At 32.2% G+C, this 23,015-nt stretch carries 14 protein-coding genes, 1 tRNA gene and 1 pseudogene; 9 read left to right on the forward strand and 7 right to left on the reverse strand.

The window, feature by feature from the left end:
- Positions 1-234: 234 nt before the first annotated feature.
- Entirely contained in the window at positions 235-822 is a 588-nt protein-coding gene (rsmD, locus tag A4A67_RS01245) for a 16S rRNA (guanine(966)-N(2))-methyltransferase RsmD (RefSeq protein ID WP_408605904.1), read from the reverse strand.
- Positions 823-1,127: 305 nt separating this feature from the next.
- Here rsmD and rpoH point away from each other — a divergent pair, with 305 nt between their 5' ends.
- Positions 1,128-2,003: an RNA polymerase sigma factor RpoH gene (gene rpoH / locus A4A67_RS01250; RefSeq protein ID WP_067569485.1), complete on the forward strand. Its 876-nt coding sequence runs from the start codon at positions 1,128-1,130 to the stop codon at positions 2,001-2,003.
- Between the two features lie 22 nt (positions 2,004-2,025).
- On the opposite strand, the gene serS is transcribed toward rpoH, so the two are convergent.
- A complete protein-coding gene (serS, locus tag A4A67_RS01255) occupies positions 2,026-3,321 on the reverse strand; it encodes a serine--tRNA ligase (protein ID WP_067569488.1) in 1,296 nt (431 codons plus the stop codon).
- Between the two features lie 1,019 nt (positions 3,322-4,340).
- Between serS and trxB the strand changes: the two genes are divergently transcribed.
- The 4 genes from trxB (at position 4,341) to infA (ending at position 9,245) form a co-directional block, all read left to right on the forward strand.
- Positions 4,341-5,318: a thioredoxin-disulfide reductase gene (gene trxB / locus A4A67_RS01260; protein ID WP_067569667.1), complete on the forward strand. Its 978-nt coding sequence runs from the start codon at positions 4,341-4,343 to the stop codon at positions 5,316-5,318.
- Between the two features lie 98 nt (positions 5,319-5,416).
- On the forward strand, positions 5,417-7,186 hold the full coding sequence (gene cydD / locus A4A67_RS01265; RefSeq protein ID WP_067569491.1) for a heme ABC transporter permease/ATP-binding protein CydD: 1,770 nt from the start codon (positions 5,417-5,419) through the stop codon (positions 7,184-7,186).
- Positions 7,187-7,192: 6 nt separating this feature from the next.
- Complete coding sequence (gene cydC, locus A4A67_RS01270) at positions 7,193-8,935, forward strand: heme ABC transporter ATP-binding protein/permease CydC (RefSeq protein ID WP_067569494.1); 1,743 nt, start codon at positions 7,193-7,195, stop codon at positions 8,933-8,935.
- A 91-nt stretch (positions 8,936-9,026) separates the two neighbouring features.
- Positions 9,027-9,245: a translation initiation factor IF-1 gene (gene infA, locus A4A67_RS01275; RefSeq protein WP_067569497.1), complete on the forward strand. Its 219-nt coding sequence runs from the start codon at positions 9,027-9,029 to the stop codon at positions 9,243-9,245.
- A gap of 867 nt (positions 9,246-10,112) precedes the next feature.
- Here the strand turns inward: infA and rpsA are convergent.
- Positions 10,113-11,786, reverse strand: a complete 1,674-nt coding sequence (gene rpsA / locus A4A67_RS01280; RefSeq protein WP_067569500.1) for a 30S ribosomal protein S1 — start codon at positions 11,784-11,786, stop codon at positions 10,113-10,115.
- 957 nt (positions 11,787-12,743) lie between these two features.
- Between rpsA and metG the strand changes: the two are divergent.
- From metG to pykF, 4 genes and pseudogenes are all read left to right on the forward strand, one after another.
- A pseudogene (gene metG / locus A4A67_RS01285) lies at positions 12,744-14,384 on the forward strand (methionine--tRNA ligase); the annotation flags it as partial.
- A 503-nt stretch (positions 14,385-14,887) separates the two neighbouring features.
- Positions 14,888-17,302, forward strand: a complete 2,415-nt coding sequence (gyrB, locus tag A4A67_RS01295; RefSeq protein ID WP_067569506.1) for a DNA topoisomerase (ATP-hydrolyzing) subunit B — start codon at positions 14,888-14,890, stop codon at positions 17,300-17,302.
- A 177-nt stretch (positions 17,303-17,479) separates the two neighbouring features.
- Positions 17,480-17,553, forward strand: a tRNA-Val gene (locus A4A67_RS01300).
- A gap of 373 nt (positions 17,554-17,926) precedes the next feature.
- A complete protein-coding gene (gene pykF, locus A4A67_RS01305) occupies positions 17,927-19,339 on the forward strand; it encodes a pyruvate kinase PykF (protein WP_067569509.1) in 1,413 nt (470 codons plus the stop codon).
- Here the strand turns inward: pykF and sufE are convergent.
- Genes sufE through sufC form a run of 4 tightly spaced genes read right to left on the reverse strand, consistent with a single transcriptional unit; the run spans position 19,327 to position 23,008 of the window.
- Positions 19,327-19,770, reverse strand: a complete 444-nt coding sequence (sufE, locus tag A4A67_RS01310; RefSeq protein WP_067569512.1) for a cysteine desulfuration protein SufE — start codon at positions 19,768-19,770, stop codon at positions 19,327-19,329. The genes pykF and sufE overlap by 13 nt on opposite strands.
- 10 nt (positions 19,771-19,780) lie before the next feature.
- A complete protein-coding gene (gene sufS, locus A4A67_RS01315; protein WP_067569515.1) occupies positions 19,781-21,004 on the reverse strand; it encodes a cysteine desulfurase SufS in 1,224 nt (407 codons plus the stop codon).
- Positions 21,001-22,287, reverse strand: coding sequence for a Fe-S cluster assembly protein SufD (sufD, locus tag A4A67_RS01320; protein WP_067569518.1), 1,287 nt, complete (start codon positions 22,285-22,287; stop codon positions 21,001-21,003). The genes sufS and sufD overlap by 4 nt, the downstream gene beginning before the upstream one ends.
- Entirely contained in the window at positions 22,268-23,008 is a 741-nt protein-coding gene (sufC, locus tag A4A67_RS01325) for a Fe-S cluster assembly ATPase SufC (protein WP_067569521.1), read from the reverse strand. Before sufC ends, sufD begins: the two co-directional genes overlap by 20 nt.
- Between the last annotated feature and the right edge of the window lie 7 nt (positions 23,009-23,015).

A 23,015-nucleotide genomic window follows, 5' to 3' on the forward strand; every position in this document is an offset into this window, starting at 1 on the left:
TTTTATCTATGATAGTAGAAATGAGAAGAATCATATAACTATTTTTTACATTAGACTAAAGTTCCTGCAGAAAAATTTTGCTTATTTTTGTTATACGAATTTAAAATTTTATAAAAGAAACTTTAACAAAGTTAAGATAACAATCTTATTGAATTTTATTTGATCTTTATCCGTAGATATAAAACTATTAGTAAAATTAAGTGGTGGTATAAAGAACTACCTACTACACTCCTACTATGTAGGAGAATTACGTAGATATAATCTGTATGCTACTTTTCCTGCTACTTTTTCCTTATATATATTCCAATTTCTTGGTACTGCAGGATAGGGACTTTCTTTTTCAGTTTCGATATAAATCCAAGATTTTTGGGCAAGATGTTGGTAATACTCCAGAAAATATACTGTTTTAGATATCATACCTTGATGAAATGGAGGATCAATAAAAACAATATCAAATTTAGCATATGATGAATGTGCTAACCAAAAATGGGTATCAGTAGTGATAACATGCGCTTGTTTGGTCTGCAATACTTGTAAATTTTTGAATAGTTGTTTACTAATTAATTTATCTTGCTCAATTAGTGTTATGCTAGCAGCATAGCGTGACAGTGCCTCTAGTCCTAAAGCACCGCTGCCAGAAAAACAATCTAAACAGTGTGCTCCCCGGATAACAGGAGCTAACCAATTAAATAAAGTTTCTCGTACTCGGTTAGGAGTGGGTCGCAAACCAGGTATCTTTGGCACTAAAAGTATACTACCACGCCACCTGCCACCAATAATACGAATTTTTCCCGCACCATTATTTTTTTTATTGTTAGAAATCAAATTAAATATAAAATGAAATATTGAAAATAGTATATTATATCAAAATATAAAATTTTATGTGAACAATTTATCCCACTCCTTTTTTAAGGAGATAAATGTCAAAACAAAATCACCATCTTGTCCTTAAGAATTAAATTTCTTTATTATTATTTACACTTAAAAAATAGTTTTTTATAATTATTTTCGGATAAAATATTTAGTTACTAAAATAACGAAGTTGCAAAGAAATAATGATCTATATCTTTAATAATTAAAGTTTGCTTTTGAGTGCCGGCAGCTTTTCTACTAGTTAGAGGTCATAAATGATTAAATATATGCAAGTTTTAGCTTATGTACCCCAGGGTAGTTTAGAATCCTATGTCAGGACTGCTAATACTTATCCCATGTTAACGGCAAAAGAAGAACTAGAGTTAGCTGAAAGATTACATAATCATAGTGATCTAGAGGCTGCAAAGCAATTAATATTGTCACATTTGCGCTTTGTTATTCATATTGCACGTAATTATTCTGGCTATGGTCTACCTCAAGCTGATTTAATACAGGAAGGAAATATTGGTTTAATGAAAGCAATTAGACGGTTTAATCCTCAAGTAGGGGTGCGGCTGGTTTCATTTGTTGTTCATTGGATTAAAGCGGAAATTCACGAATACGTATTACGCAACTGGCGTATTGTAAAAGTAGCAACTACTAAAGCGCAGCGTAAGTTATTCTTTAACCTGCGTAAAACTAAACAACGATTAGGCTGGTTTAATCAGAACGAAGTAGAAATGGTAGCCAAAGAGTTGGGCGTAACTAGCAAAGATGTTCGGGAAATGGAGTCCCGTATGGCTGATCAGGATATAGCTTTTGATCCCACACCAGAAGATGAAACTTCAGAAGGACATACTATTGCTCCTCTACTTTATTTACAAGATAAATCATCTGATTTTGCTGATAGCATTGAAGAGGATAATTGGGATAATCACGCTGTTGATAAGTTAAGTATAGCTATAAAAGCACTTGATGAGCGAAGCCGTGATATCATACGTGCTCGTTGGTTAGATGAGAATAATAAAAGTACCCTGCAAGAATTAGCTGATCAGTATGGTATTTCAGCAGAGCGTGTGCGTCAACTGGAAAAAAATGCAATGAAGAAAATACGTTTAACTATTGAGTCCTCATCAAATATATCAAAGTAAATTTGTAGGAATAAATCCCAGATTAGCTGATATGGGTTATACAGCGCATATAGGGCCTAATTATCGACGGGATTTCAATCCTTCCATCAGATAGCTGATAATTTTCAAGTACAGCCACTAGAGTACGACCCACAGCAAGTCCAGAGCCGTTTAATGTATGTACAAGTTGCAGTTTTTTATCCTTTTTGCTGCGATAACGTGCAAGTATCCTTCGCGCCTGAAAATCACCTATGTTAGAACACGATGATATTTCTCGATAGGTATTTTGTGCTGGAAGCCATACTTCTAAATCATATGTTTTACAAGATGCAAAACCCATATCAACGGTACTTAACAGTACTTTTCGGTATGGAAGCTCTAAAAGTTGTAGTACCTTTTCAGCATGCCCTGTCATTTCTTCTAGCACTTGCATAGACTGCTCTGGTTTCACTACCTGCATGATTTCAACTTTTTCAAACTGATGCATGCGAATCAATCCACTAGTATCACGTCCGTAAGATCCAGCTTCAGAACGAAAGCACGGCGTATGAGCAGTCATTTTAAGCGGAAGCGCGTCTTCTTCAATAATTTTGTTACGTAAAATATTAGTTAGCGGTACTTCTGCGGTCGGGATCAATGCATAAGAGTTTTTCTCTGTTTCTTCACTTAGTGACCTTACATAGAACAAATCTTTAGAAAACTTTGGTAACTGACCGGTACCATAAAGTGAAATCTTATTTACTAAATAAGGAAGATAATATTCTAGATATCCGTGTTGTTCTGTATGCAAATCTAACATGAACTGGGTTAGTGCACGATGTAATTGTGCAATTTTACCACGCATTACTGCAAATCGTGTACCCGTTATCTTTACTGCTGCAGAAAAATCAAAACCATCTAGAACTTTGCCAAGTTCTACATGATCTCGAATATGAAAATCATAAGTTCGTGGTTGTCCCCAACGTAAAACTTCTTGATTATTATTTTCTATACTGCCATCAGGAACATCATCTGCCGGAATATTAGGCAAAGAAAGTGCGTAGTTACTAATTGATTCCTGTAAAGATTTTAGTTCCCATTTAGCAGTGCTTAATTGTTCATCAAGATCATTTACCTCTTGGCACAGTAGCTTAGTATCTTCTCCACGGAATTTATCGACGCCGATCTTCTTAGAAAGTGCATTACGTTTAGCCTGCAGTTTTTCCATTTTTATTTGAAACACTTTGCGGTGTTCTTCTTGTTGACGTAGTGCTACTACATCAAGTTTAAATTGTCTCATAGCTAATTTTTTAGTAACTGTATTAAGTTCCTTACTACGAAGTAACTTCGGATCAAGCATAATATTCCTGTAGGTTTGATATTATTTAATAAAATATAACGCTCTATTGAATAACTTATTAACATCGTTAAGTATTAGCTGCTTGTCATTATCTCTAACTAGAGAAGAATTCTCATCCAATAGAAGTTATTAATTGGAGCATTAATAAATATGTTATTAGCTTCTTAAAAAGAATTAAGAAGCAATTATGTATAAAGCCTCAATAAAATAGAAGTTTTAATGACCAGCGTATAACTATGTTAAATTTAGCGTCTTCTAACTAACCATTGTGGTTTTTACTTTTAATTTGATGATCATCCTAGTTCTACTAGACTAGAAAAAAATTTTTTATTGCCGGCAATTAATAATAGCATAAATTGTTTTAAATTTACGTTATCGGAATTTTGTTCTAGTAACAACTATTATCAACATTATATTTACACCATTCAACAGTACTGTTGCTCATTATTACGTATGAGAAATTTTCTCAACCAACTAATAATTAGTTGTCTACTTAATTTATTTTATTATATGCTTATAAATTGTTATCATCTAGTATAATTTAATTCAGTTACATGCCAGTTGAACATATTTAGGATTTTTATCCATAATTATGCTTTTCATTTTTGTATAATACTCATATTTTTCAATACCAAGTAATCAGTTGGATAAGAGAAGCTATTTACTTGGTAACAACCAGTAAGCATCCTCAGCAAAAAAAAACTATCGGTAACAAATACCATATTGATTCTTATCATTTTTTAAAATTTTTTCCAACCAGAAACTTTTTGATCTATGTTTTAAAAAAACAGCAATAAAATTAACTTGAGAATATGTATCTGAAATTATCACTGTATAGCTAATTTTAATTATATATCGTATTTTAGTTTAGTTATATTTTAACATTAATTTAAAAATATTCTAATTTAGAGAAAATTTTTCTAAAATTATTTTATTTATTATGATAAAAAGTATTTATTTATATAAATGGATTTTATGTACTAGCTATTGACACTTTTTTAATTTTTTAATTGGAAAATATATCTATAATGAAACACAGTAAATTACTCATATTGGGTTCTGGACCAGCCGGTTATACAGCAGCGATATATGCGGCACGTGCTAATTTAAATCCTGTTTTAATTACTGGTATGCAACCAGGAGGACAATTAACAACTACTACTGATGTAGAAAATTGGCCTGGAGATCCTGAAGGATTAACTGGTCCCTTATTAATGGAACGTATGTACGCACATGCTAAGAAATTTAATACCGAAATTATTTCGGACTATATTAATAATGTAGATTTACATAAATGTCCTTTTTTTCTTAGGGGAGATAAAAATGAATATACCTGTAAGGCACTTATTATAGCTACTGGATCTTCAGCACGCTATCTTGGCCTACCTTCTGAAGAAACTTATAAAGGAAAAGGAGTTTCTACTTGTGCTACTTGCGATGGATTTCTTTACCGTAATAAGAAAGTAGCTGTAGTTGGAGGTGGTAATACTGCTGTTGAGGAATCTCTTTATCTATCTAATATAGCAGCAGAAGTGCATTTAATCCATCGGGGCAATATTTTTCGTTCTGAAAAAATTCTTATTGACCGACTGATGAATAAAGTAAATAACAGTAATATAGTATTGCATAAAAATCGTATACTAAAAGAAATCTTAGGTAACGAAAGGGGCGTCACAGGGGTATATATAAAAGATATAGCCGATAAGAGTAATAAGTATGAATATTTAAAAGTTTCTGGTGTGTTTATCGCTATTGGTCATAAACCTAATACAGCTATTTTCAGCTCTCAACTTATCTTGCAGAAAAACGGTTATCTGCGGGTACAATTTGGTATTAAAGGTAACGCTACTGCTACTTCTATTCCAGGTGTTTTCGCCGCTGGAGACGTGATAGATCATAATTATTGCCAGGCTATTACTTCTGCTGGTACCGGCTGTATGGCGGCATTAGACGCAGAGCGTTATCTTAATAAATTAGATACTAACATTCTTGTATAAAATGATAACTGTTTATCAAAAAAGTTAACTTCCGATATTTATTTCATTTTTAGAATATTTTCCTCCTGAAGTGAATTTCAAATACTAATACAAATTGAATGAATAATAGTAGACAAAAAATACTGATCCATTGGTTAAACTTGCAAAGTAAACGTATAAATGGATGGCTACAACTTTCTATGTTATTTGGATTAATAAAAGCCTTAATTCTTATTGCTAATTCTGTGATTGTAGCTTTTTTACTACAAGCATTAATTGTAGATCGTACCCCACGCTCTAATTTAAAAGAATTTTTTATTGCTTTAGCAATATTATTTACGTTTCGCGCGGTAGTTAATTATGTTCATGAACGTATAGGTTTTATTGCTGGTAGTTTATTGCGTCGTAGAATACGTGCTCAAATGTTAGATCACTTTGAGTATCTGGGACCTGCATGTATCCAGAACAAAACCACAGGTAGTTGGATTAGTATGTTAATTGAGCAAATAGAAAAGATGCAAGATTTTTACGCTCTATATTTACCACAACGATTTCTATCAGCAATAGTGCCATTCATAATTTTTATTGTAATTGTTACTATTAATTGGACAGCAGGTTTAATCCTATTTGTTACCGCACCGCTTATTCCACTATTTATGTTTCTGGTAGGAATAGGTGCAGCTGAAGCAAATAGACGTAATTTTTTAGCTTTAGAGCATTTATCTGGATATTTTTTGGATCGTCTACGTGGGTTAGAAACCATCAGGCTATTTTTTAGCGCAAAATCAGAAACAAATAATATTTATCGTACCACTGAGGAATTTCGTAAACGTACTATGGAAGTATTAAGATTAGCTTTTCTATCATCTGGAGTATTGGAATTTTTTTCTTCTATATTTATCGCTATCTTAGCAGTTTATTTTTGTTTTTATTATTTAGAAGAACTACATTTTGGTAGCTACAGCAAAAAAATAACGCTATTTGATGGATTTTTAGTGCTAATTTTAGCTCCTGAATTTTTTAAACCATTACGCGATTTAGGTACTTTTTATCATGCCAAAGCTCAGGCAGTAGGTGCAGCTGAATCAATAGTATATTTTTTAGAAGATGATTCTAATCATCAAAAAAAAGGCCAGAAACTTCCTGTTTCTGGTCCTGTATATTTGATAGCTCGTGATTTATGGATATTAGCGAATAATGGTAATAAAATTGCTGGTCCGCTTAATTTTTCAGTTGAAGCTGGCCAATGTATAGCTATCATAGGTACTAGCGGTGCAGGAAAAAGTTCCTTGTTAAAGGTATTACTCGGTTTTTTACCATATAGAGGTTCGTTGCTTGTTAATGGCATAGAACTGAGCGCATTATCGCCACATATTTGGTATAAACAGTTAAGTTGGGTAAGTCAAAAACCAGTGTTACCGGCAATAACTGTACGCGATAATATTTTACTTGGAGCTCCAGATGCTGATGATTTGCAGTTAAGGCAAGTAATTAATGATACTTATCTAGATGATTTGCTTACATCACTATCAAATGGTATAAATAGCTCTATAGGTGAAGAAGCAGATTGTTTATCTGTGGGACAAGCACAGCGTGTTGCTTTGGCACGAGCTTTAATTCGCATACCTAGATTACTATTATTAGATGAACCTACTGCTAACCTTGATATACATAGCGAAAGACTGATAATGCATACTTTGGAAAGAACTATGCTCCTTCAGACTACAATTTTAGTAACACATCAATTACATCTCATAAAGAATTTTGACAGTATTTGGTTGATGAATAATGGTGTGATAGAAAAAACAGGTAATTATGCTAATTTTACAGACAGTACTACTGGAAAACTAACTGATTTGTTAATAAATTCTCAAAGAAAAGAGTTATAAATAATTATGCGCTTTTTACTATCTTATTGGTTTCTTTTATACTGTGGCTTAAAAAAATTTATTTTAGGAATTTTACTTACCATTATTACTTTACTGGCTAATATAGGTCTGCTAACTGTCTCTGGATGGTTATTATCTTGTGCAGCAACTGCTGGGATAGCTGGACTATATAGTTGTAACTATATGTTACCTGCTGCCAGTATGCGTATCGCTGCTATTATACGCACAATTTTTCGTTGGGCAGAGCTGGTGGTTAGCCACGACGCTACTTTCAACGTCTTAAAGTATTTAAGAATATATACTTTTATTCGCATTTTACCTCTTGTTTCTAGCGTAAGTAATCATTTTAAACGAGCAGAATTACTAAATATTTTAGTATGTGATGTCGAGACTCTAGAGAATCTTTATTTAAGAGTAATTTCACCGATAACTGGAGTATTAGTGGTGATCTTAACAGTAAATTCTCTTATATATCTGTTGTCTCCAAAATATGGATTGACAATGGGTATATTAATGTTGTGTATATTGTTGCTATTACCTGTAATATTTTTTCGGGTAGGAAAATTCGTAGGAGAATCAATAACCGTTTTTCGTTCCAATTATCGTAAGAAACTTCATACCTGGATTTCTAGTAATGCTGAACTTACTGTGTATGGCGCCGCAAAGCGTTATCGACACCAACTAGATAATACTGAAAAAAAATGGCAAGAATATCAGAACTGCCAAAGTAGTATAGGTGCTTACGCACAAAGTATGCTACAGTTATTAACGAGCCTAACATTAATACTTGTATTGTGGATTGCCGCTGGTAGCAATATTATAAATATAAATGATTCGTTTAGAGAGTTTATTGCTCTCTTATTTTTCGTGACACTTTCTTTATTTGAAGTAATAGGTCCGATAGCAGGTGTTTGTCACCATTTGGGACAAGTAATAGCATCTGCTGTACGTATTAATATATTTCTTAACAAGCAGCTTCCAGATGTAGTTTTTCCTTATATAGGTCCCGTACCTGCTACTAGTGTTACTTTGAATGCTAACCAAATACTATTTAAATATACACAGCAACAATTGCCAGCGATTAATAATTTGTCGGTAAAAGTTGCTGCTGGAGAACATATTGCTTTACTAGGCCATACCGGCAGTGGTAAATCAACTCTATTACAATTATTTACTAGAGCTTGGGATCCCCAAAAAGGATATATCACTTTGAATGGGATACCGTTACAACAGTGGAGCGAAAGCGCGCTCCGCGCCATGACTGCTGTGGTACCTCAGAGAATTTATATTTTTAGCGCTACATTAAGAGAAAATCTTATTTTTGCAGCGCCATATGTCAATAATAAAAAAATATGTACAGTATTGCAGTTGGTAGGATTAGAAAATCTTTTTAAATGCAAAGAAGGATTAAACCTTTTTATTGGAGAGGGCGGGAGACCTCTTTCTGGAGGGGAACAATTACGCATAGGTATCGCACGTATTATATTACACGAAGCTCCGCTGTGGCTACTAGATGAACCAACAGATGGTCTAGATATAGTTACAGAAAAGAAAATTTTACAACTTCTAATCACATTGGGTAAAGGACGTACAGTAATAATTGTTACACATAAGCTTCAAGAATTAGAAAATTTTGATTGTATTTATATTATGGATCAAGGTACCTTTCTTGAAAAAGGTAGTCATAAAGAATTAATAGAACAGCGCGGACGTTATTATAACTATCATTTAGCTGGTAGTATAATATAGTCAATTGATATTGTTTATTATTATTTATTTACATAATGAATATTTTGAAGCATTTTATTTAAAGTTATGATATTTCAAATTAGAGGATTATATGTCTAAAGAAGATAATATTGAAATGCAAGGTACAGTACTAGAAACTTTGCCTAATACAATGTTCCGTGTTGAATTAGAAAATGGACATATAGTATCAGCTCATATTTCTGGTAAAATACGTAAAAACTATATTCGTATCCTAACAGGAGATAAAGTTACTGTTGAGCTAACACCATACGATTTAAGTAAAGGACGTATTGTTTTTCGTAGTCGATAAAATTATTTTTATTGCACTATTTGTCAATAATATGAGTAATGTTTATTTATAATCTCTTTTTGCTGTAACCTAAAAGTATTACAGTTGGTATGGCAATTTATTAACAATAATAACTTTTCACATACCTATGTCTAGAAGTATGTCTGATCTCCAGAGCTATTTATTTATAACAATGGAAATTCCTGCCATAACTAGCAATTGTGATATAGATGTTATCTATACTAATCTGTTCTTGGTTATGAAACAAACTTCACTATTCCATGGAATAGTGATATTTTTCACTGTTAATTATTCTTAACTTGTGATCATATTTCTGTTTCTTAATTAAAAGCATACTTCATCCCCACTTGCATTGACTAATAGATTGATAACAATATCGGCACCGTATTTTTGCAACATACCATTCCACCATCAATTTATAAAAAAATAATCACTATCCCCATAGTACTATATTTGCTATAGCTTTTTATGCTGAGCTACTAGTGTGTTTCTGCTATAAATGGCTCACATGCTCAATACTTAGCGTCTCTATCGAGAGTATCTGCTGCAGTAGAGCCACAATCTAACCCTTTCCCACTTCGCTGCTAAAGTTACAATCTGTAATGACAAACGAGAAATTTTTATTTCTAATGTCTTACGGTTAGGTTAGATAACAATGAAAATAGTAACAAGATAAATTAGAGAACAATCCAACTAGTTTTATATTTCACTTATTATAATACCTTGTTATCAGATAATATCTAGTAGGGTATTAACTGATTCTTAGATATGCTGGTAAAATTTTAGCTACGTTCATATTTAGTTACCTGGTAATTTTTACTTATTCTTATCGTTCTAAGAAGTACTGGTATTAGTAGTATTAATTAACTATTCACTTTTAATAGCCGATTTAAAAGCTTCAGTCATGGCATTTGAAAAATGCTCTTCTGGTTTTTTATTTATAAAACTGATAGTTTTTTTCTCATATATTTCATTTTGTGTACAATCAGATAGGCTGATCACTCTATTTTTACGATCGATACCAATTAATTTGGCTTCTATATTATTTCCAACTCTGATTATCGAGTCTTCTTTTTGATTACTCAAGTTTTCAGATGTTTGTGGTAGATAACCTATTACTCCTTTTGCTAATTCAACTGTAATATCTTTTTTATCATCAATGGCTACGATTTTACCGGTAACGATAGCACCTTTCTTATTCAAAGATAAATAATTATTGAATGGATCTTCAGATAGCTGTTTTATGCCTAAAGAAATACGTTCACGTTCCGCGTCAACCTGTATAACTATAGCTGCAATTTCATCACCCTTTTTATATTCATGTATAGCTTCTTCTCCGGTTATATTCCATGAAATATCAGATAAATGAACCAAACCATCGATACCTCCGTTTAGGCCGATAAATATACCAAAATCAGTAATAGATTTTATTTTACCTTCAACACGGTCACCTTTCTTGAAAGTTTCAGCAAACTGCTGCCAAGGATTAATTTTACACTGTTTTAATCCTAAAGAAATACGACGACGTTCTTCATCAATGTCTAGAACTATTACTTCTACCAATTCTCCTACATTAACCATTTTAGATGGATGAATATTTTTATTCGTCCAATCCATTTCAGAAACATGCACTAGTCCTTCAATTCCTTCTTCAATTTCAACGAAACATCCGTAGTCAGTTAAATTAGTTACGCGACCATTCAATCGAGTACCTTCTGGATAACGTTTGGCGATAGCGACCCAAGGATCTTCACTTAACTGTTTCATACCTAATGATACCCTAGTGCGCTCACGATCGAATTTTAACACTTTAACATATATTTCATCTCCAAGAGTAACAATTTCTTTCGGATGCTTAACACGTTTCCAAGCCATATCTGTAATGTGCAGTAGGCCATCAATACCACCTAAATCAACAAAGGCACCGTAATCAGTTAAGTTCTTTACAATCCCCTTAACTTTATTACCTTCCTGTAAATTTTCGATAAGAACATCTCTATCGGCACTATTTTCTAATTCAATAATAGCACGACGAGAAACAACAACATTGTTACGTTTATGATCTAATTTAATTACTTTAAACTCCAGCTCTTTACCTTCTAAATGTAGTAGATCTCGAATAGGACGCACATCTACTAAAGAACCCGGTAAAAATGCACGTATCCCGTTTAACTCTACAGTAAAACCACCTTTTACTTTTCCATTGATAACACCAGTTACAGTAGTAACTTCTTCGTAAGCTTTTTCTAACATTAACCAGGATTCATGTCTTTTTGCTTTTTCACGGGATAATATAGTTTCACCAAAACCATCTTCTACTGCATCTAGAGCCACGTCAACTTGATCGCCTACTTTAATTTCTAATTTACCCTGAGAGTCAATAAATTGTTCAACAGGAATGGTTGATTCAGATTTGAGACCGGCGTCAATTATAACTACTTCTTTCGAAATCGATACAACATGTCCACGAATAATAGAACCAGGACGAGTTTCAATTTTTTTCATGAATTCTTCAAAGATTTGAGCAAATGATTCTGTCATATTTGATATTTAAAATTTTCTAATTAACAACCATTCAGCATCCATGCTTGATGGAAAAGTTATTATTATACACACCCAAAAGCATTCTCCTATGCTTGGGGATAATTTTATTACTGAATATTTGTAATATAGTCATAATTTTTCTAATATTTAGAGATTTATTATCTGACTTAAATATGAAATCATATTCAGCAAATTAGCTGTAGTATGACTACTACATGTAGCTTACTACCTACTATAAGTAATAAGCAGTGAGTTACTCTAGTTAGTAGTAGATACCAAGCATATAAATAAAAATTTTTTACATAATCTTTTCCTTTTCTAATGAATATTAGAATTTTTTAAAATTAACATTAAAGTATTTTATCTGCAACTACAGCTTACAGAATGTATATTATCGGTTTTAACCGAATATAAAGAACAGTGTTTCCATTGAGTTAAGCTGAAATACACTTTATTGTCACCAAATACCCAGAAAACAAGGAATAAATACATCTAACTTACTTACATACATTATATATCTATGTATTTCTCTTATTTTTCAAAAATTTTTATCAATGTTTTATGGAGCAATATTTAATAGTAATATTTATTATTTTCTGAGTAGATATAATTGCCTGATTTATAAAATACGTGTTAATTGTATAGTTGAATATATAGTGTCTTGTGACTAATCAACGATAACTAGTTATCTGATGATATTAGTTATCAACAATTATTTTTAGGGCAAATATATTTACTTCTTATTTTCTTAAGCAAACAAAAATATTGTCCAGTTTACAACTCAAATTAATTTGCTATTATGTAATATTATTAATGTATTTAAATATAGTTTAAGTATGGCTTGGCTTATCTTATATTAGATGTAGTGTAGTTGCTTACTATACTATATCAATCTAATTGATTATTATCTATGTTGCTTTGATTTGAATTTTTCAAGTTAAATTTAATTTTCCTATGACTGAAGTCGCTAAAAAAATATTGGTAACTTGTGCATTACCTTATGCTAATGGTTCGATTCATATTGGACATATGTTTGAACATATACAAGCGGATATTTGGGTTCGTTATCAAAGAATGCGCGGCAATAAAGTTTATTTCATTTGTGCTGATGACGCTCACGGCACACCAATTATGCTTAAAGCACAGAAAATGGGTCTGACTCCTGAAGAGATGATTAACGCAATAAACTTAGAGCATAAAAAGGATTTTGCAGACTTTAGCATTAGCTATGATAATTACTATTCAACTCATAGCGAAGAAAATCTGCAATTATCTACACTTATTTATCAGCGCCTTAAAAAAAATAATTTGATTAAATCTAGATTTATTTCCCAGCTCTTTGATATAGAAAAATCAATGTTTTTGCCAGATCGTTTCGTAACAGGTAGTTGTCCAAAATGCCATTCTCCAGATCAATATGGAGATAACTGTGAAATTTGTGGGGCTATTTATAACTCAACAGAGCTTCTTAAGCCTAAATCTGTACTTTCCGGTACTAAACCAGTTCTGCGTGACTCAGAACACTTTTTTTTCGATTTACCTGTGTTTAGTAATATGTTAAGTAATTGGACTCGTTCAGGAACTCTTCAAGAGCAAGTAGCCAATAAAGTTCATGAATGGTTTGAATCAGGTTTACAGCAATGGGATATTTCCCGTGACGCACCATATTTTGGTTTTGAAGTACCTGATGCTCCTGGAAAATATTTTTATGTATGGTTAGATGCACCTATTGGTTATATGAGTGCTTTCAAAAATTTTTGTAACAAACGTAAAGATATATGTTTTGATGAATTTTGGCAAGAAGATTCTAAAGCTGATCTATACCATTTTATTGGTAAAGATATTGTCTATTTTCACAGCTTATTCTGGCCAGCTATGTTAGAAGGAAGTCAATTTCGCAAACCAACTAATTTATTAGTTCACGGCTATGTAACTGTAAACGGATCAAAAATGTCAAAATCACGAGGCACTTTTATCAAAGCTAGCACTTATTTAACATATTTTGATGCAGATTGTCTGCGTTATTTTTATGCTACTAAAATGTCATCAAATATCAATGACATCGATTTCAATATTAAAGATTTCGTACTAAGAGTAAATGCAGATATTGTTAATAAAGTGGTAAATTTGGCATCACGTAATGCTGTATTTATAAATAAATATTTTAACGGCCAATTAGCTGCTACTATAGATGACCCGTTGCTATATGCTACATTTGTTAATGCAGCTAAGTATATTGGTCAATCGTTTAGTAACCGTGAAACTAGCAACGCTATTCGTAAAATTATGGATCTAGCAGATTTGGCTAATCGTTATGTAGATAAACAGGTACCTTGGGTAATAGCGAAACATGAAGGACGTGAGAGGGATCTACAAGCTATATGTTCAATGGGAATTCAATTATTTAGAGTTTTGATGACATATTTGAAGCCAGTAATTCCTTCGTTAGTCATAAGAGCAGAATTATTCTTAGCAACTTCACTTACCTGGGATACTATTACTGAACCATTGTTGTCACATCGGATAAATAATTTTCAGATATTATTTAGTCGTATTAAAATAGAACAAGTAGAAGCTATGATGAAAGCTTCAAAATTAGAAAATAACCATTAATTCCATTTTTAAAATATCCAATTAAATATTTTTACGTTATTTATCTCTATTTTAGATTTTTTCCATACTTTATAACAATATTATTTGAAAAAAACTAACTAATAACTTTGGCTCTTTATATTAGAAGATTATTCTAATTTCGGTAAAAGAATGTAATTCTATAATGACTGATTGGGTTCGTATAAATAGAGATAAAAACTTACTTATGATTTTTGCAAAATATAAAAAAGGATCTAATAAGAAAATTATTGCTTTTGTGAAAAAAAATAAAGTAATTTATAATGCAATATTGGCTTATATTGTTATTTATTTAATTAAAATTGATAAACTTTTTTATTATACTTTTTCCAGTAGATTTTAATCCAAATGATCGTTAGTAACAATAAAATTGATAATCTTAATAATTATGAAAAGGTAATCAATTCAAATTGAAACTTAGTAAAATAGAATGATAATCTTACTTTTAACATAAACAGGAAATGGTAATGTTAAATTTTTATACTTCTTCAAGTATTCAAGTACTTAAAGGTTTGGATGCGGTACGTAAACGCCCTGGTATGTATATTGGTGATACTGATGATGGTACTGGTTTACATCATATGGTATTCGAAGTTGTAGACAATGCTATCGATGAAGCACTTGCTGGTTTTTGTAAAGAAATAGTAGTTGTTATTCATGAAGGTAATTCAATTTCTGTTCAAGATGATGGAAGAGGTATTCCAACAGATATACATGAAGAAGAAGGTATATCTGCAGCCGAAGTAATAATGACTATGCTGCATGCCGGAGGTAAATTCGATGATAACTCTTATAAAGTATCAGGAGGTTTACACGGAGTGGGCGTCTCAGTGGTAAATGCCCTATCTAAAAAACTTGAGCTTATAATAAAAAGAGAAGGAAAAATATATCAACAAATTTATCATGCAGGAGTGCCCCAATTTCCAATAAAAATCATAGGCGAAACTGATAATACTGGTACTACCGTGCGCTTTTGGCCCAGCCTTGATACCTTTACTAATAATACAGAATTTCAATATGAAATTTTATATAAGAGGTTGCGAGAGTTATCTTTTCTAAATTCTGGAATATCTATACGTTTGTGCGATAAAAGAAACAATAAGGAAGATCATTTTCATTACGAAGGAGGAATAAAATCTTTTATAGAAAGTCTCAATAAAAAGAAAATTCCTATTCATCCTAATATTTTTTATTTTTCTGCTGAAAAAGACAATATTGGTGTAGAAATTGCATTGCAATGGAACGATAGCTTTCAAGAAAATATCTATTGTTTTACTAATAATATTCCTCAACAAGATGGAGGTACTCATCTTGCTGGCTTTCGTACTGCTATGACCAGAACATTAAACTATTATCTTGATAAAGAAGGTTACAGCAAGAAGAATAAAATTAACGTTACTGGAGATGATATACGTGAAGGGCTTATAGCTATAATTTCAGTTAAAGTATCCAATCCGAAATTTTCTTCTCAAACAAAAGAAAAATTAGTTTCTTCAGATGTAAAACCTGCAATGGAAACATTGATAAATGATCGGCTATCGGAATTTTTACTAGAAAATCCCACTGATGCAAAAATAATAGTAGGGAAAATTATTGAATCAGCTCGCGCTCGTGAAGCTGCTCGTAAAGCACGTGAAATAACTCGTCGTAAAGGAGCACTAGATCTCTCTGGTTTGCCAGGGAAACTTGCTGACTGTCAGGAACAAGATCCGGCACTATCAGAAATTTATTTAGTAGAAGGTGATTCAGCTGGAGGTTCTGCTAAGCAGGGACGTAACCGTAAAAATCAAGCTATTTTGCCTCTAAAAGGCAAAATTATGAATGTTGAAAAAGCTCGTTTTGAGAAGATTTTATCTTCTCAAGAAGTAACTACGCTGATAACTGCTCTGGGATGCGGTATAGGTAGAGATGAATATAATCCAGATAAGTTGCGTTATCACCATATAATTATAATGACAGATGCTGATGTTGATGGTTCCCATATTCGTACTTTGTTATTGACATTTTTTTATCGTCAAATGCCGAAACTTATTGAGCAAGGTCATGTTTTTATTGCACAACCGCCACTATATAAAATTAAAAATGGAAAAAAAGAAAAATATTTCAAAGATGATGAAGACATGGATCATTATCTGATATCTATAGCAGTGGATGGTGCTACATTATACGCTAATTCTCATACAATAGTTCTAACTGGTAAACCTTTAGAAAAGTTAGTTACTGAGTATTTTAGTATACAAAAGATGATAGAACGTATGGAACAACGATTTCCTAAATCATTGCTTTATAGTTTGATTTATCAACCTGTGTTAACTACAGAGCACTTAAAACAAAGAGAGAAAGTTATAAGCTGGATTGAATCACTAGTAAACAAACTAAATAAAGACAATAAACATTATAGTAGTACTTATACTTTTGAAATAAAAAATTCCGATAGCCAGTTATTTGAGCCATTATTAAGAATACGTACTAATGGTATAGATACTGATTACATGCTAGATGAGGATTTTATCCACAGCAATGAATATCGTAAACTAATAAATTTTGGAAAAAAAATAGATAATCTTATCAAAGTAGATACCTTTATTAAGCGTGGTGATCGATATCAGCAAATAACTAGTTTTGAACAAGCATTAGAATGGTTAATAAAAGAATCGCGTAGGGGACTAGTAGTGCAGCGCTATAAAGGACTAGGTGAAATGAATCCAAAACAGTTATGGGAAACCACAATGGATCCAGATAGACGTTGCATGTTACGTGTGACGGTGAATGATGCTATTGAAGCTGATCAGCTATTTAATACGCTAATGGGAGATACCGTAGAACCTAGGCGCCTATTTATTGAAGAAAATGCATTAAAAGCGGAAAATATAGATATTTAATAAAAATAATGCTACTAGCATTTAATAAAGTTATTAACTAATTAATTATATTAGTTACTTTTATCTTGTAATGTTTCACATTTTAATTTAATATTTCTTTTAAAGATTCTAAAAGAGTTAAGATAGATAAATTTTATCTGTTTTAAGTTAGATATTTCTTTTTATTAAATTATTTGTGCGTCCGTAGCTCAGTTGGTTAGAGTGTCACCTTGACATGGTGGTGGTCAGTGGTTCGAGTCCACTCGGACGCATTATTTTTACACTTATTTTTAGAGAAGTTTCTTCATTAATTTATTAGTAATAGTAGTATATTTTGTTTAATAAAAACGTTTCACTATTATATAACAGTTTTAAATAGAAATATAACTTCATATAATAAAAAATTTATTCTATTTACTATAATTTTAGTAAATTTTAATTAAAGATATTTAAAAATATTACTATCATCTTGATGATGATCATCTTTAGTAAATTTTTTTACAACAAATTTGTTTTATTAAAAACTATTTAATTTTTTGCTATTCATTATTAATAGTTATCTGTTTTCTAAGATAGTTTGTACCGTACCCAGTAATAGAAGGGCACAAAAATTATTATCTATCACCATTTATAAAAGTTGAAATTATGAAAAAAACTAAAATAGTTTGTACTATAGGTCCTAAAACAGAATCTGAAGAAGTATTATTAAGCCTTCTTAATGCGGGTATGAACGTAATGCGTCTGAATTTTTCTCACGGAAATTATGATGAGCACGAAAATAGAATTAAAAATCTGCGTGCCGTTTTAAATAAAACAGATTTACAAGCTGCTATTATGCTTGATACTAAAGGACCTGAAATTAGGACTATGAAGCTAGAAAATGGGAAAGATATTTCGTTAAATGCTGGACAAATATTTACTTTTACTACAAATAAAACCATTCTCGGCAATAGTAAGTGTGTAGCAGTTACTTATTCTGGATTTACTAATGATATTAAAATAGGAAATACTATATTAGTAGATGATGGTCTTTTATGTATGACCGTTATAGATATCTTGCAGGATCAAGTAGTGTGCCAAGTATTAAATAATGGTGATCTGGGTGAAAATAAAGGAGTTAATATTCCTGGTGTATCTCTTACTCTACCAGCATTGTCAGAGAAAGATAAACGTGACTTAATTTTTGGATGCGAACAAAGAGTAGATTTTATTGCAGCTTCATTTATTCGTAAACATTCTGATGTACAAAACATTCGCGACCATCTGAAGCAATACGGCGGTGAACATATTCAGATTATATCTAAAATTGAAAATCAAGAAGGTTTAGATAATTTTGACAAAATTCTTGAAGAGTCTGACGGTATAATGGTAGCTCGTGGCGATCTTGGTGTGGAAATTCCAGTTGAAGAAGTAATTTTAGCGCAAAAGATGATAATAGCAAAGTGCAATCAAGCAGGTAAAGTTGTAATTACAGCAACACAAATGCTTGATTCTATGATTAAAAATCCTCGTCCCACTCGTGCTGAAGCTGGCGATGTTGCTAACGCAATTTTAGATGGCACAGACGCTGTAATGCTTTCTGGAGAAAGTGCCAAAGGAAAATATCCCCTGGAATCTGTTACTATTATGGCTAAAATATGTGAGAGAACCGATAAGATCCTATCTAAGAATATCAATTCCATTAAAAAAATTAGTCACTTACCAATTACTGAAGTAGTTTGCCGTAGCGCTGTTGAAACTGCAGAACAACTAGAATCACCTCTTATTATAGTAGCTACCAAAAGTGGTAAATCTGCTAAATTTATACGGAAATATTTTCCTAAATCAGAAATTTTAGCATTAACTACTAACTATTTTACATCCCGTAACTTACTACTAAGTAGGGGAATTACTTGTAAGCTTATAGAAGACATTAATTCTTTTGATGATTTTTATCGTATAGGTAAAGCTATAGCACTAAAAACTAATTTAGCGGTTAAAGGAAATATTATCGTTTTTGTTTCCGGATCTTTAGTACCAAGCAATACCAGAAATACTTCATCAGTTTATATTCTTTGATATATAGTTTTTTGTGCGTTAGCTTGTATACGAATATTTCGCACTATAGCTTCTAATCCTTGCGATCGGTATGGAGTCAAGTGTTGAATAAGTTCTAATTCATTAAAAAATGGTTGCACATCATAAGAAATAATTTCTGTAAGAGTTAAGTTTTGATAAATAATAAATAATATGGCAATAAGTCCTTTGACAATAGCCGTATCACTGTCTCCGTAAAACTGAAAGCTGTCTTTTGCATAAGTTTCTAAACCTATCCATACTTTACTTTGACATCCAGTAACAAAATGTTTTGGGGTACGCATACTTACTGGTAACGGCGGTAATTGAGCTCCTAGTTCAATAATATAAAGATATATTTCTTCCCAATTCCTACAACGGGAAAAATTGTGCCGTAATTTTTCTTTATTAGGCAAATTAGATAGATTTTGCAAATCGTTCTCCTTATCTCAATAAATATTGTACCCTTACCAAACTAGACACGAGTCTATCTATATCATTTTTATTTGTATACATTGCAATTGATGCACGACACATGTGCTCTACATCAAAATATGACATCAACGGCATAGCACAATGATGTCCAGTACGGATAGCAATGCCATATCGATCTAAAAACAAACCTACATCATAGGCATGTCGCTGAATTAAATTAAAAGCAATAATACCTATACGGTTACTTGGTCCATATAATTTTATATTGGGTATTTGATTTAGTGCTTCAATTGTATATTGCATGAGTCCATGCTCATAAGCTTGAATATTTTCCATACCTATATGTTCAATATAATCAATAGCAGCTCCTAAACCTATAATACCTGCTATATTTGGAGATCCTGCCTCAAAACGCCATGGGATATCATTAAAAGAAGTTCCATTAGTTAGACTAACAGTACGGATCATAGATCCCCCACCTTCCCAAGGCGGCATAGCGTTTAATAGTTCTTTTTTAGCATATAGTATACCAATACCAGAAGGTCCATAAATTTTATGACCTGAGAATACATAAAAATCGCAATCTATATTCTTGACATTTACTTTTTGATGCATAATTCCTTGCGCGCCGTCGACTAGTATCACTGCATTACTTAATGCACGTACTTGAGCTATAATTTTTTGTAGAGGATTAAACGTACCAAGTACATTAGATACTTGAGTAATCGCAAATAAACGCGTATGGTGATCAATTAAATCCGGCAATAGAGAGATATTTAGCGTCCCATCTGGAAGAAAAGGAATATAGCGTAGAGATAACTGTTTTCTATCAGCTAGAATTTGCCATGGAACAATATTAGCATGATGCTCCATTTCTGAAATAAGAATATTATCACCAGCTCGCAGATTATATTGTCCCCAACTATTAGCAACCAAATTAATACCTTCTGTAGATCCTTTAACGAAAATAATTTCATCTACAGAATCGGCGTTGATAAAACTTGCTATGCGATATCGCACTTGTTCCATACGAAAAGTAGATTCACTACTTAAAGTATGAATGCCTCGGTGCACTGCAGCGTATCCTTGCCGATAATATTCGCTTTCACAATCAATAACAACATTAGGTTTTTGCGCACTAGCGGCGCTATCAAGATATATTAGCGGCAGTTTATTTATTTTCCGTTCTAGGATAGGAAAATCAGAACGGATTCTTTCAATAGGATAATTCATTTAGATACTTCCAAAGCCGCAGCGATATGTGCTAGTACCATATTGCGTACTGCATCTTGAGAAATTATTTCTGTTACTTCAGCTGCAAAAGCATAAATTATTATTTTTTGTGCATCTTTTCTAGTAATCCCTCGAGAACATAGATAGAAAATCTGTTCTTCATCGATATGACCAATAGTAGCCCCGTGATTGCATTTTACATCATCAGTATAAATTTCTAATTGTGGTTTAGTATTTACTTCAGCTAGAGGGTTTAATAGTAAATTGTTATTTATCATTTTACCATCGGTTTTTATAGCCTTATTAGCAACTTTAATTAATCCATTGAATACTCCTTTACCAAAATCACGTACAATAAATTTATGTAGTTGTCTACTTAAACAATAACTATTATTATGTTCAATATAAGTACGATTATCACTAATATCTTTCCCTGAAGGTACAATAAGGCTATTAATTACCAGATTAGAGCCTTCTCCGTTCATCTGCGCGCTAGTTTGATGCCTAGTCAACTTTGCTCCGAATATAAATGTACTACTATGTACCACCGCAGTACGACTGATACTTATATCGTTATGGCCAAAATGATAGCTAGCACTATTTTCACAAGCTAGTTTGATATGACTTAAGTGTGCATTATTGCCAACTACCATTGAAGTTCGAGCTCCGCAGAAATGTCCTTTAGGATCTAAGCTAACAAAATGTTCAATTACTTGACCTTGTGCACTATCTCCGATATCAATATGGTGTCGGTAATGTACCATATTAAGTGTTTCTTTATTTTCACTTCCTTGACTGATATGTAATATATATAGCGGTCTTGCTGCTATGTTACTATTAGGTAAGTAAATTCTAGTAGTTTCTTTGCTTAAACTTTCGGTTAAATGTAAAAATATTTCAGGTTGGATAGGAGCTGGCAGTGATTGCCTCGCAGCACCTTTTTCTATTTTTATTTTCCAGAAACCAGTATCTGGATCACTTAATAATGAATCATAGTGACCATCTACAAAAACTAACCTACAAGCATCTATTTTAAAACTTAGAGCCTCTAAATTAGCGATAGATACCTTACAAGCAGTAGTAGAAATAAAATGGTGCGAAAGCAAACCTTCCAGCTTGGTATATTTCCAATGTTCGTGTTTACAGGTAGGTATCCCCATACCTTTAACATTATTCCAGTGCGAATAAGATTCAGCAAAGTGCGTTGCACTTTGGCTCATGAATAATTGTTGCCACTGTTTTAACGTTCTTGAAGAATTGTTATTATTTGGTAAGCCAGCCATAGCCTTGCTCCTCAAGCTTTTTTGCCAAGGAAAAATCGCTGGATTTTATAATTTTGCCTTTATGCAACACATGAACATGATCAGGTTTTATATATTCTAAAATACGCTGATAATGAGTAACTATAACAAAAGAACGTTTTGCATTACGTAGTGTATTTACGCCTCTAGCAACAATTTTTAAGGCATCTATATCCAAACCAGAATCTGTTTCATCCAAAATACATAAATCTGGCTCTAGCACAGCCATTTGTAAAATGTCATTACGTTTTTTTTCTCCACCAGAAAATCCTACATTTACAGATCTAGTTAGCAAATCAGATGGCATTTTAAGTAATGCAATCTTTGATTCAATGAAATCTGAAAAATCAAAGCGATCTAACGGCGGTTTATTACGATATTTACGAACCGTATTTACAGCAGTTTGTAAGAAAAAATGGTTACTGACACCTGGAATTTCTACAGGATATTGAAATGCCATAAAAATTCCTTCTCTAGCGCGTTCTTCTGGTTCTAATGCTAGTAAATTATAGCCTTTAAATAATACATAACCAGAAGTAATATTATAATTTTGCCTACCCGTTATAGTAGCTGCTAAAGTGCTTTTACCGGAACCATTGGGTCCCATTATAGCATGAACTTCTCCTGGTTTTATTTCTAAATTTAATCCTTTAAGAATAGCATTCTCTTCTATGCTAACGTTTAGATTTTTAATTGATAACATTTTTAAT

The sequence above is a fragment of the Candidatus Mikella endobia genome (genome assembly GCF_900048045.1).
GTDB lineage: Bacteria > Pseudomonadota > Gammaproteobacteria > Enterobacterales > Enterobacteriaceae > Mikella > Mikella endobia.